Source organism: Cupriavidus cauae (assembly GCF_026210475.1).
GTDB lineage: Bacteria > Pseudomonadota > Gammaproteobacteria > Burkholderiales > Burkholderiaceae > Cupriavidus > Cupriavidus cauae.
Genome location: NZ_CP080293.1, coordinates 3,456,956 through 3,469,253 on the forward strand (window position 1 = coordinate 3,456,956; position 12,298 = coordinate 3,469,253).

11 protein-coding genes are annotated in these 12,298 nt (G+C 68.4%); 2 read left to right on the forward strand and 9 right to left on the reverse strand.

The window, feature by feature from the left end; all coding sequences use genetic code 11:
- Positions 1–25: 25 nt before the first annotated feature.
- From KZ686_RS15325 to KZ686_RS15350, 6 genes are all read right to left on the reverse strand, one after another.
- Complete coding sequence (locus KZ686_RS15325) at positions 26–1,270, reverse strand: 5-(carboxyamino)imidazole ribonucleotide synthase (RefSeq protein WP_150083300.1); 1,245 nt, start codon at positions 1,268–1,270, stop codon at positions 26–28.
- 126 nt (positions 1,271–1,396) lie between these two features.
- Entirely contained in the window at positions 1,397–1,894 is a 498-nt protein-coding gene (purE, locus tag KZ686_RS15330; RefSeq protein ID WP_149316831.1) for a 5-(carboxyamino)imidazole ribonucleotide mutase, read from the reverse strand.
- Between the two features lie 40 nt (positions 1,895–1,934).
- Positions 1,935–2,843, reverse strand: a complete 909-nt coding sequence (locus tag KZ686_RS15335) for a phosphoribosylaminoimidazolesuccinocarboxamide synthase (RefSeq protein ID WP_226107334.1) — start codon at positions 2,841–2,843, stop codon at positions 1,935–1,937.
- A gap of 179 nt (positions 2,844–3,022) precedes the next feature.
- Positions 3,023–4,087, reverse strand: a complete 1,065-nt coding sequence (gene fba / locus KZ686_RS15340) for a class II fructose-bisphosphate aldolase (RefSeq protein ID WP_149316829.1) — start codon at positions 4,085–4,087, stop codon at positions 3,023–3,025.
- A 273-nt stretch (positions 4,088–4,360) separates the two neighbouring features.
- Entirely contained in the window at positions 4,361–5,797 is a 1,437-nt protein-coding gene (pyk, locus tag KZ686_RS15345; RefSeq protein WP_265632745.1) for a pyruvate kinase, read from the reverse strand.
- Positions 5,798–5,910: 113 nt separating this feature from the next.
- Positions 5,911–7,107, reverse strand: a complete 1,197-nt coding sequence (locus KZ686_RS15350; protein WP_149316827.1) for a phosphoglycerate kinase — start codon at positions 7,105–7,107, stop codon at positions 5,911–5,913.
- Positions 7,108–7,507: 400 nt separating this feature from the next.
- Here KZ686_RS15350 and KZ686_RS15355 point away from each other — a divergent pair, with 400 nt between their 5' ends.
- On the forward strand, positions 7,508–8,668 hold the full coding sequence (locus KZ686_RS15355) for a helix-turn-helix transcriptional regulator (protein WP_149316826.1): 1,161 nt from the start codon (positions 7,508–7,510) through the stop codon (positions 8,666–8,668).
- A gap of 183 nt (positions 8,669–8,851) precedes the next feature.
- On the opposite strand, the gene KZ686_RS15360 is transcribed toward KZ686_RS15355, so the two are convergent.
- The 3 genes from KZ686_RS15360 to KZ686_RS15370 form a co-directional block, all read right to left on the reverse strand.
- A complete protein-coding gene (locus KZ686_RS15360; protein ID WP_149316825.1) occupies positions 8,852–9,175 on the reverse strand; it encodes an AzlD domain-containing protein in 324 nt (107 codons plus the stop codon).
- Positions 9,172–10,071: an AzlC family ABC transporter permease gene (locus tag KZ686_RS15365; RefSeq protein ID WP_223819612.1), complete on the reverse strand. Its 900-nt coding sequence runs from the start codon at positions 10,069–10,071 to the stop codon at positions 9,172–9,174. Before KZ686_RS15365 ends, KZ686_RS15360 begins: the two co-directional genes overlap by 4 nt.
- 203 nt (positions 10,072–10,274) lie before the next feature.
- Positions 10,275–11,309, reverse strand: coding sequence for an AraC family transcriptional regulator (locus KZ686_RS15370; protein WP_265632746.1), 1,035 nt, complete (start codon positions 11,307–11,309; stop codon positions 10,275–10,277).
- A 142-nt stretch (positions 11,310–11,451) separates the two neighbouring features.
- Between KZ686_RS15370 and KZ686_RS15375 the strand changes: the two genes are divergently transcribed.
- Positions 11,452–12,207 carry an SDR family NAD(P)-dependent oxidoreductase gene (locus KZ686_RS15375; RefSeq protein ID WP_226107330.1) on the forward strand — a complete coding sequence of 252 codons (756 nt, stop codon included), beginning with the start codon at positions 11,452–11,454 and terminating at the stop codon, positions 12,205–12,207.
- The last annotated feature ends 91 nt before the right edge of the window (positions 12,208–12,298 follow it).

Sequence of the window (12,298 nt, forward strand, 5' to 3'; positions counted from 1 at the left end):
CATCGTCATCACCCTGTGCAGGAAATCAGGGCGCGATATGCAGGATCTGCAGCGCCGCGTCGAAGGCGCGCTGCGCGTCTTCGGCACGCTCGCCGATGCAGTTGACGTGGCCCATCTTGCGTCCGGGCCGCGCATCGCTCTTGCCGTACAGATGCAGCTTGGCGCCGGGCTGGCCAACCACCGCATCCCACGCCGGCTCGCGCTCGAGCCCGTATTCGTACCAGACGTCGCCCAGCAGGTTCAGCATCTTGCCGGCCGAATGCTGGCGCGTGCTGCCCAGCGGCAGCCGGGCCATCGCCCGCACCTGCTGCTCGAACTGGCTCGTCTCGCACGCATCCATCGTGATATGGCCGGAGTTGTGCGGGCGCGGCGCCATCTCGTTGGCGACCAGGCTGCCGTCCTGCAGCACGAAGAACTCGATGCACAGCACGCCGACATAGCCCATCTCGCCGGCGATGGTCGCCGCGGCGGCACGCGCGCGGTCGGCGATCTCGGCCGACACCTGGCGCGACGGCATCACCGTCGAGAACAGGATGCCATCGCGATGGACGTTCTCGGCCAGCGGCCATGTCGCGGTCGCGCCGTCGACGCCGCGCGCGGCCAGCACGGAGACCTCATAGGCCAGCGGCAGCATCTGCTCCAGCACGCACGGCACATGCTGCATCGCGTTCCAGGCGGCGCGCACGTCCTCGCGGGTCTTGACGCGGGCCTGGCCCTTGCCGTCGTAGCCCATGCGCGCGGTCTTCAGGATGCCCGGCAGCAACTGTTCGGGCAGCTGGTCGATATCGGCATCGTGCTGGATTACCCAGTGCGGGGCCGGCGGCACGCCGGTGCGCTCGGCGCAGGCGGCGAAGAACTTCTTCTCGCCGATGCGGTTCTGCGCGATCGACACGCAGTGGCCGCGCGGCGCGACGAACGCGCCGAGCTGCTCCAGCCGCTCCAGCGACATCGACGGCACGTTCTCGAATTCGGTGGAGACCGCCTGGCACAGCTTCGCCATCTCGGCCAGCGCGGCCTCGTCGGTGTAGGCCGCGCAGATATGCCTGTCGGCGACCGCGCCGGCCGGGCTGTCCTGGTCGGGATCGAGCACGCAGACCTTGTAGCCCATCGCCTGGGCGGCGTGGGTGAACATCCGGCCCAGCTGGCCGCCGCCGAGCATGCCGAGCCAGGCGCCGGGCAGGATCGGCGCGTTCGGGCCGCCGACGCCGAATTCGGCGCGCGACTCCGGCGTGTGCGCTTCGATCAGATGGGGATGGATATCGGTGGGCATGCTCGTGCGGATTCCAGGGGAACGGTTCGCGGCCGCCGGCGACGGCCGCGGGGCGTGATTCAGCGAGTCGGCAAATCAGTGAATCGGTGACTCAGTCAATCGGTGAAGCGGATCGGCGTCGGGCGCTCACAGCGGCAAGGTCATCGCCCGCGCCGCTTCGGTCTGGCGCGTGCGGAACGCTTCCAGCGCCGCGGCCAGCGCGTCGTCGGTGGCCGCCAGCGTGGCGATCGCGTGCAGCGCGGCATTGGCCGCGCCCGCCTCGCCGATCGCGAAGGTGGCGACCGGCACGCCCTTGGGCATCTGCACGATCGACAGCAGCGAATCCTCGCCGCGCAGGTATTTGGACGGCACCGGCACGCCGAACACCGGCACGATGGTCTTGGCCGCGATCATGCCCGGCAGGTGCGCGGCACCGCCGGCGCCGGCGATGATCGCGCGCAGTCCGCGCGCGCGCGCCGTCTCGGCGTAGCGGAACATCTCGTCGGCCATCCGGTGCGCCGATACCACCTGGGCCTCGAACGGGACGCCAAAATCCTTCAGCATCGCCACGGCGTGCTGCATCACGTCCCAGTCCGAGCTGCTGCCCATCACGACGCCGACCAGCGGCTTGTTTGTCTGGCTCACTTCCAATCCTTGCTTGCGTGGCGTGCCGGCGGCCGCCCGGTTATTGCAGTTCCTGCCCGGTCAGCCGGGTCAGCGCCTCGCGGTACTTGGCCGCGGTCTTCTCGATCACCTCGGCCGGCAGGGCCGGCGCCGGCGCGGTCTTCGGCCACGGCTTGCCGTCGATGCGCACCGCCTCGAGCCAGTCGCGCACGAACTGCTTGTCGAACGACGGCGGGTTGGTGCCCACCTGGTAGGAGTCGGCCGGCCAGAAGCGCGACGAATCGGCGGTCAGCACCTCGTCCATCAGCGTCAGCGTGCCGTTCTCGTCCAGGCCGAACTCGAACTTCGTGTCGGCGATGATGATGCCGCGCGTGGCGGCGTAGTCGGCCGCTTCCTTGTACAGGCGGATCGAGATGTCGCGCATCTGCGCGGCCAGCTCCTTGCCGATGCGCGCCTCGACCTCGGCGAAGCTGATGTTCTCGTCGTGCTCGCCCATCTCGGCCTTGGCCGCCGGCGTGAAGATCGGCTCGGGCAGCTTCTGCGCGTTCTGCAGGCCCGCCGGCAGCTCGATGCCGCAGACGCGGCCGGTCGCCTGGTAATCCTTCCAGCCGGAACCGGCCAGATAGCCGCGCACCACGGCCTCGACCAGGATCGGCTTCAGACGCTTGACCACCACCGCGCGGCCGCGCACCTGCGCGACTTCGTCCGGCTGCACCACGGTCTCGGCGGCGATGCCGGTCTCGTGGTTCGGCACGATATGGGCCAGCTTCCGGAACCAGAAGTTGGCCATCTGGTTCAGCACGCGGCCCTTGCCCGGGATCGGCTCGCCGAGGATCACGTCGAACGCCGACAGGCGATCGGTCGTCACGATCAGCAGCTTGTCGTCGCCGACGGCATAGTTGTCGCGCACCTTGCCATGGCCGAGCAGCGGCAGCGAGCGGATGGAGGACTGATAGAGAGCGTCAGACATAGAAATAGGTCGGCGAGCCGGAGAGAGGGAGAAACAATGAGGGGCTTCGTGCAGTCGCGAAGCCCCATCGGTCGATGCACTGGCCACGCCATGGCGTCGGCCATGGCCCGGCCCTCATGCGCTGAAGGCCGGGCCGCGACGGCTCAATGCACCGCTTGCCGCATGGCCTGATGCACGGCTTACTGCACCACCTGCGACAGCTTGCCCGACTTGTACTGCTCGGCGATGTCCTTCAGCGCGATCGGCTTGATCTTGCCGGCCTGGCCTTCGCAGCCGAACGCGACATAGCGCGCCTTGCAGACCTGCTTGGCGGCCTCGCGGGCCGGCTTCAGGTATTCGCGCGGGTCGAACTTGCTCGGGTTCTCGACGAAGAAGCGGCGGATCGCGCCGGTCATGGCCAGACGGATATCGGTGTCGATATTGATCTTGCGCACGCCGTACTTGATCGCTTCCTGGATTTCCTCGACGGGCACGCCGTAGGTTTCCTTCATGTCGCCGCCGAACTTGCGGATTTCTTCCAGCAGTTCCTGCGGGACCGACGACGAGCCGTGCATCACCAGATGGGTGTTGGGGATGCGGGCGTGGATTTCCTTGATGCGGCTGATCGCCAGGATGTCGCCGGTCGGCTTGCGGGTGAACTTGTACGCGCCGTGCGAGGTGCCGATGGCGATCGCCAGCGCGTCCAGCTGGGTCGCCTTGACGAAGTCGGCGGCCTGCTCGGGGTCGGTCAGCAGCATCGAGTGGTCGAGCTTGCCTTCGGCGCCGATGCCGTCTTCCTCGCCGGCCTCACCGGTTTCCAGCGAGCCCAGGCAGCCCAGTTCGCCCTCGACGGTCACGCCGACGGCGTGGGCCATCTGGACGACCTTGCGGGTCACCTCGACGTTGTACTCGTACTCGGCCGGGGTCTTGCCGTCTTCGCGCAGCGAGCCGTCCATCATCACCGACGAGAAGCCCAGGTCGATCGCGCCCTGGCAGATCGCCGGCGACTGGCCGTGGTCCTGGTGCATCACGACCGGGATGTGCGGATAGGCTTCGACCGCGGCCTCGATCAGGTGGCGCAGGAAGTGTTCGCCGGCATATTTGCGGGCGCCCGCGGAAGCCTGCATGATCACCGGCGCATTCACTTCGTCGGCGGCCTGCATGATGGCCTGGACCTGCTCCAGGTTGTTGACGTTGAATGCCGGCAGACCGTAGCCGTTCTCGGCGGCGTGGTCGAGCAACTGGCGCATCGAAACGAGTGGCATGTCAGACTCCTAAGAAAAGAATGGGGTTCTCGGTATTGGGATGTTCTTCGGGCTGCCGGGCTGTCGCCACGGTCCGCCGCTATCGTGGCAAGTTTCCGTGGGGCGCGGCACCGGGCTGTGTTCCCCAGCGCACCGTGCTCGCCATCATGGTTTGCGTCATGGTTCGCGTCATCGGCATCGCCTCCCGCTTGATGGTCGGCCTTGTGGTCGCCCTTGTGGTCGCCCTTGTGGTCGGCCTCATGGTCAGCCCCAGGCTCGGCATCAAGCTCTCCGTCACAGCCCGACCCGGACGATCTTCAGCGTATTGGTGCCGCCCGGCTGCCCCATCGGCTCGCCGACCGTCAACACGATGAAATCGCCGCGCTGCACCACGCCCTTGGCGAGCAGCAGCTCCTCGGCCTGTTCCAGCGCGGTGTCGCGGTCGGTGCTCGATTCCAGCGGCAGCGGCACCACGTTGCGATACAGCTGCATCTTGCGCTGCGAGGCCAGGTTCGGCGTCATCGCGTAGATCGGCACATGGATGCGGTGACGGCTCATCCACAAGGCGGTCGCGCCCGAGTCGGTCAGCGCGGCGATGGCCTTCACTTGCAGATGATAGGCGGTGAACAGCGCGCCCATCGCGATCGACTGGTCGATGCGGGTAAAGGTCTGGTTCAGGAAGTCGGTGTCGAGCTGGACCACTTCGGACTTCTCGGCCTCGACGCAGACCGCGGCCATCGCCTCGACGGTCTCGACCGGATAGCGGCCGGCGGCGGTCTCGGCCGACAGCATCACGGCATCGGTGCCGTCGAGCACGGCGTTGGCGACGTCCGACACCTCGGCGCGGGTCGGCACCGGGTTGACGATCATGCTTTCCATCATCTGCGTGGCGGTGATGGTCAGCTTGTTGGCCTCGCGCGCGAGCCGGATCATCCGTTTCTGCAGCGCCGGCACCGCGGCGTTGCCCACTTCCACGGCCAGGTCGCCGCGCGCCACCATGATGCCGTCCGAGGCCGCGAGGATTTCCTCCAGCACGCCCGGCCGGATCGCCTCGGCCCGCTCGATCTTGGCGATCATCCGCGCCTTGTGGCCGAACTGCTGGCCCGCCACGGCGGCGAGCTGGCGCGCCATTTCCATGTCGGTGGCATTCTTCGGGAAGCTGACCGCGATATAGTCGGCGCCCAGCGCCATCGCGGTCTTGATGTCTTCCATGTCCTTGGCCGTCAGCGCCGGCGCCGACAGGCCGCCGCCCTGGCGGTTGATGCCCTTGTTGTTGGACAGGTCGCCGCCGACCTTGACGGTGGTGAAGATCTCGTTGCCGATCACGCGGTCGACGCCCAGCACGATCAGTCCGTCATTGAGCAGCAGCTGGTCCCCGGGGCCGACATCGCGCGGCAGGTCCTGGTAGTCGAGGCCCGCGCGCTCCTGGTTGCCGAGCTTGCAGCCGGCATCCAGCACGAAGGGGTCGCCCGCCTTCAGCGTGACCTTGCCGTGTTCGAACTTGCCGACGCGGATCTTCGGCCCCTGCAGGTCGGCCATGATCGCCACCTCGCGGCCGCAGGCCTGGGCGGCCTCGCGCACCAGGCGCGCGCGCTCGAGGTGGTCTTCGGCCACGCCGTGCGAGAAATTGAGCCGCACCACGTCGACCCCGGCCGCAATCATGCGGGTCAGCATCTCTAGCGTGCTCGAAGCGGGGCCGATGGTGGCGACGATCTTGGTCGAACGGGTCATCTGGTTTCCTTGTCCTTGGCGTGTCGCGGCGGGTTGCCGGCGGGTCGCCGGCGAGCGCTGCGGCTGCGGCCGCGTCCCGCGTCCGGTGAACGGCGGGCGGCCGGGTCCGGCGCTCAGCCCGCGGCGCGCTGCTCCAGGACTTCGAAGGCCGGCAGCTTCTTGCCTTCGAGGAATTCGAGGAAGGCGCCGCCACCGGTCGAGATATAGCCGACCCGGTCCGCGATGCCGTATTTGGCGATGGCGGCCAGCGTGTCGCCGCCGCCGGCGATCGAGAAGGCCTTCGATTCGGCAATCGCTTCGGCCAGCACCTTGGTGCCGTTGCCGAACTGGTCGAATTCGAACACGCCGACCGGGCCGTTCCAGACGATGGTGCCGGCGGCCTTCAGCTGCTCGGCCAGCATCGCCGCGGTGCGCGGACCGATGTCGAGAATCATGTCGTCGTCGGCCACGTCCTTGACATCCTTGACGGTGGCCGCGGCGTTGGCGCTGAACTCCTTGGCGCAGACCACGTCGACCGGGATCGGCACCGAGGCGCCGCGGGCTGCCATGATGTCGATGATGGCCTTGGCTTCGGCGGCCAAGTCCGGCTCGGCCAGCGACTTGCCGATCTTCAGGCCGGCGGCCAGCATGAAGGTGTTCGCGATGCCGCCGCCAACCACCAGGTTGTCGACCTTGTCGGCCAGCGACTTCAGGATGGTCAGCTTGGTCGAGACCTTCGAGCCCGCGACGATCGCCACCAGCGGCCGGGCCGGCTGGCCCAGCGCCTTGCCCAGCGCGTCGATCTCGGCGGCCAGCAGCGGGCCGGCACAGGCGATCGGCGCGTACTTGGCGATGCCGTGGGTGGTGGCCTCGGCGCGGTGCGCGGTGCCGAAGGCGTCGTTGACGTAGATATCGCAGAGCTTGGCCATCTTCTGCGCCAGCTCGTCGCTGTTCTTCTTCTCGCCCTTGTTGACGCGGCAGTTCTCAAGCAGCACCACCTGGCCGGGCGCGACCTCGACGCCGTCGACCCAGTTCTGCACCAGCTTGACGTCCTTGCCCAGCAGTTCCGACAGGCGCTTGCCGATCGGCGCCAGCGAATCGGCCGGCTTGAATTCGCCCTCGGTCGGGCGGCCCAGGTGGGAGGTCACCATCACGGCGGCGCCGGCGGCCAGGCAGGCCTCGATGGCGGGCACGGAGGCGCGGATGCGGGTGTCCTCGGTGATATGGCCGGCGTCGTCCTGCGGCACGTTGAGGTCGGCGCGGATGAACACACGCTTGCCGGACAGTTTGCCTTGGGAAATCAGGTCGGATAGACGCAGGACAGAGGTCATGGCTCTTGCGGGAAAGATCGGAAAAACCGGCATTTTACCTGAACGGGGACCCCCTTTTGCGCAATTGCAACGGGGTTGCGACGCCCAGCGCACAAAGGCAGGTGAAACCCTCATCACATCCTGCTGACGGCCACGCGTCAAACCCGTACCATAGCTTCTCGGCCACCGCAGGCGCCCTCGGGCGCCGCCATCGAGAAGCCGTCCCAATCAAGAAGAAAGAAGAAAGAAGGTCGAAGCCGACCGGGCCGTCGCAAGAGCCTGGCGGCGCATTGCTTTGTCGTCGGAACCAGGGGTAGTCGATGAACCAACGGGAAGTCCATGGCGCAGACCATGGGCGGCGCCAGCCTTTGCACGTGCCGCCCGCCGCCTGCCGCGCCATCGCGTCGATGCGGAGGCGGCAATGAACGACAGCGACATCCACGACACGATCCGCGGGCTCTACGAGGGCATCGTCGATCCGCAGGCGTGGCAGCGCAGCCTGCAGAACCTGCGCCGCGCGAGCGGCAGCACCCAGATGGGCATGGTCGTACTGGACAGGCGCAATGACCGCATGTCGGTGACCGAGCTGGCCAATCCGGTCGAAGGCCTGGCTCAGGCGTACCAGCAGACCTTTCAGGCGCTGGACCCGGGACGATCCTTCGCGCCGCGGATGCCGGTCGGCGGCTGGTACATCGATGCGCGCGAGCTGGGTGCGGGCACCATCGCGCGGCATCCCTTCTACGGCGACTTCCTGCACCGCTACGGCATGGGCTCGGTGATGGCCTGCCTGGTCGATCGCCAGCCCTACTACGAGGTCTATTTCTCGCTGCAGCGGCCAGTCGATGGGCCGCTGTTTGCGTACGAGGACGCGCGGGCGCTGGACTGGGCGATTCCGCATATCCGCCAGGCGATGGCCCTGCGCGAACGCACCAGCGCGCTGACCGCGCTGCAGCGCATGTCGATGCAGCTGCTGGACCAGCTGGCCTTCGGCGTGATCGTCTTGACGGCCGACGCGCGCGTGCTGCTGCACAACAGCGAGGGCGAGGCCTGGGTGCGCCGCCTGGTGCCGAATCCGGCCGCGCCGCGCACCGGTACTGGCGCCGGCACGGGCGACGAATGGAAGCTGTCGCGCCCGTTCACGGCGATGGTCCGCGCCGCTTGCGACGCCAACGCGCCGGTGCCGGCCCAGGCGGCGACGGCGCAGTCGCGCCAGGGCGCCCGCGCCCAGGTCATCGTGCTGCCGCTGCCGCCGTCGCACGCGATGGGGCAGGCCTGGCAGCAGCCGGCCGCGCTGGTCGCGATCCACGACGCCCGCGGCAGCTCCCCGCTGCTGCCGCAGGTGCTGCGCGATCTCTACGGGCTGACGCCGGCCGAAATGCGGCTGGCGACGCTGCTGACCACCGGCATCGGGCTGCCCGAGGCCTGCGAGCAGTTGCAGATCGGCCGCGAGACCAGCCGCACGCAGCTGAAGTCGGTGTTCATCAAGACCGGCACCAACAGCCAGGCGCAGCTTTCGCACCTGCTGACGCAACTGAGCGCCACGCTGAAGGCGCCGCGGGCCGCGCCCGATGGGGGCGGCTGACGTCTGCCCAGCGCCTGCCCAGTGCCTGCCCGACGTCTGCCCGACGTCCGACGTCTACCCGAGGCTGCCCGATGGCTGCCCGATGGCTGCCCGATGGCTGCCCGATTGCTGCCCGATGGCTGCCCGATGGCTGGCCGAAGCTGCCCGATGCTGCCCGACGCCTGCCTTAGGCCTGCCTGACGGCTAGGCCAGCAATCGCAACGCGGTATAGACCGCCATGCCGACCGCGATCATGCCGAGCATCTTGCGGGTGGCGAGGTAGAACAGCGCCGCCGCGATGCCGGCGATCAGCTTGTAGTTTTCCAGGCCGACGGTGAAATGGCCCTGCCAGGTCATCAGGTCGGGCAGGATGATGGCGGCCAGCGCGGCGGCGGGCGCGTAGCGCAGCGCCCGCTGCAGGCGGTCGGGCAGGCTGACGTGCTCGCCGGCCATCAGGAACAGGGCGCGCGTGACGATGGTCACCACCGCCATGCCGATCAGCGCGATCCAGATCTGCCAATGGCTCATGCCTTGTCCTCCGCCGACGACGCGGCATGGCTGGCCCGAGTGCCAGCGTCCTTGCCGAGGTTCATGTTGACCGTGCCGGCGGCCTTGTCGCGCCGCCGCTTGTTTTCGATGCCGCGCAGCGTGGCGCGGGCCGCCATCTGGTCGCTCGCCATGCCGGCCGCGATCGCCCCCGCCACCGCCACCACCAGCCCGAGCCGGTACGGCAGGTCGAAGAAGAACAGCGCCAGCACCGCCGACACCGCGACCGCCATCAGCGTCGAGCGGGAATTGATCGTCGACACCATCACCGGGATCAGCGCCAGCGTGCCGGCCAGCGCCAGCCCCCAGCTGTCGGGAAACAGGCTGGCCAGCAGGATGCCGGCCAGCGACGAGACCTGCCACATCACGAAGTTGGTCAGCGCCATGCCCCAGAAATAGCCTTCCTTGCCGGGCTCGTAGCCCGGCGCCTGGTAGCGCTGCATGAAGAAGACGAAATGCAGGTCGCCGTTGAACGACCCGAGCAGCGTCCGGCGCCACAGCGGCAGATAGCTGAAGTGCGGCTGCAGCGCGGCGCTGAAGATCACGAAGCGCAGATTGACCACGGCCGCGGTCAGCCAGATCGTCCACAGCGGCATGCCGGCGGCGAACAACGGCAGCACCGCCAGCTGGGCCGAGCCGGCGTAGACCAGCAGGCTCATGCCGATCGCCTCGGGCACCGTCATCACCGACTTGCTCATGGCGACGCCGGTCACCAGCCCCCACGAGAAGGTCGCCGGCAGCGACGGCGCGAAACGGCGCGCGCCGGCCAGGAAGCCGGTGCGCTCGGCGGGCGGAAAGCGGGTCCAGAAATGGTGCAGGACGCCTTGCGTGGCACGATGCCAAAGGCGCAGCCAGGCCGGGGGCCGAGGGGATGTCATGGAGCGGACGCGGTGAGGATTCCGGCCGATCGCGCGACGGCGATCCACGCGCCGCGCCGGCATCGCCGGACACCCCGCCGCGAGCGCGGCGGGTAAGGCGCCATTATAGGGCCTGGCGGGAATTGGGTAAGTGGGCGCTTAAATGATGCGGGCGGACAGCAATCACGCGCACTCTTTGGCCGTACGGGACGGGGACGAGGGCATCAATTCCGGTCCCCCGCCGACGCGCCCAGTTCCGCGATTGCCGCGTTCATGTCATCGACCGAAACGGGTCTGCCCGGTTTCGGCACAACGCCCTTCAGCCGCTTGACCGACCGGTGCGCCGAAATTGCCTCGTCGTTGCCTCTGGCTTCGTTCAGTACCGCGCTGCGCATGGCCTCCGCATCTTTTGCCGGCGGCATGCCGAACAGGCGGCGGTATTCGCGCGTGAACTGCGGCACGCTTTCGTAGCCCACGGCAAAGGCGGCACTGCTGGCCGTCATGCCGTCGGCCAGCATCAGGCGGCGCGCTTCGATCAGTCGCAGCTGCTTCTGGAATTGCAATGGCGACAGCGACGTGACCGCGCGGAAGTGCTGGTAGAACGACGATGGGCTCATGCCGGCGACGCCGGCGAGCCGCTCCATCGGCAATGGCCTGGTGAACTCCTCGCGCAGCACCGCCACGGCGCGCGCCACGCGCCGTGCATTGCCTTCCGGCCATCCCAGTTCGCGGATGGCCGCGCCATGCCGGCCGGCCAGCAGCCAGTAGTGCAACTCCCATACGCGCTGTGCATGGAGCACCGGCACCGCTTCCGGCCGCTCGAACAGGCGCATCAGCCGCAGCGCGGCGTCGGCGACCTCGGCCTCGGTCGGCTGGTACCGCACCGCCCCGCCATCGGCCGCCGGCAGGCTCTGCATCTGCGTGGCGAGGTCCGCGATCACGGCCGGCTCGAGGTCCAGCACCAGCGAGAGATACGGCGCTTCGGGGCTGGCCCGCGTGACCTGGCTGACGGTCGGCACGTCGGCGGTGATCAGCAGCGAGTCGCCCGCCTCGAAGGTGAAGGTCTGCGTGCCCATGGTGACCTGCTTGCTGCCCTGAAGCACCAGGCAGACCAGCGGCCGCGCGATGGCATGGAGCAGTCCGCTGGGCGCGGTCGCCCTGATCGTGGTCAGGCCGGGCACGGGCGTTTGGGCAAGGCCCTCGGGGTCGGCGTAGGCGTCCGTGTACCGGCGGACGGCATCGAGCAGGTCGGCGTTCATGGACGCAGCATAGCGCTGCCCTCCGGCGACGGCGAGCCGGCTCGGAGATTCAGGCAAGAAAGCGGGAGGAATTGGCTAAGACTATTGGCGTCGGAACTCCAATAATTCGAAGCACCATCCACCGAACCAAGGAGTGATCGCCATGACCAGAATTGCCCTCGTGACGGGCGCCAGCCGCGGGCTGGGCCGAGCCACCGCCCTGAGCATCGCCCGCAGCGGCGGGGATGTCATCGTGACCTACCAGCGCCGGGCCGACGAGGCGAACGCCGTCGTCGCCGAAATCGAAGCACTGGGGCGCAAGGCCTGTGCGCTGCAGCTCGACACCGGGGACGTCGGCAGCTTCGCAGCCTTCGCGCAAACGCTGCGCGCCGCCCTGCGCCAGACATGGCAGCGCGACACCTTCGACCATCTGGTCAACAACGCCGGCCACGGCGACTATGCGTTGATCGGCGACACCACGGAAGCGCAGTTCGACGCGCTGGTCAATGTGCACTTCAAGGGCGTCTTTTTCCTGACGCAGACGCTGCTGCCGCTGATCGCCGACGGCGGGCGCATCGTGAACCTGTCCAGCGGGCTGACGCGGGTGTCCTTCCCCGGCTACGCGGCGTACGCCGCCGTCAAGGGCGCGGTGGAAGTGCTGACCCGGTATATGGCGAAGGAACTGGGCGCGCGCGGCATCGCGGTCAATACCGTGGCGCCGGGCGCGATCGAAACAGACTTTGGCGGCGGCGCCGTGCGCGACAACCCGGAGATCAACAAGCTGTTCGCCGAGATGACCGCGCTGGGCCGCGCCGGCGTGCCCGACGATATCGGGCCGATGATTGCGGGCCTGCTGTCGGAGAGCCACCGCTGGGTCAACGCCCAGCGGATCGAGGTGTCGGGAGGACAGGGGATCTGAGGCGGCACGCCTGCAGAACGTGGCCGGCACATGCCGTGTGCATGGCCGGGACATGGCGGGCACATGGCGGGCAGGTGCCGGCGCCCCGGAC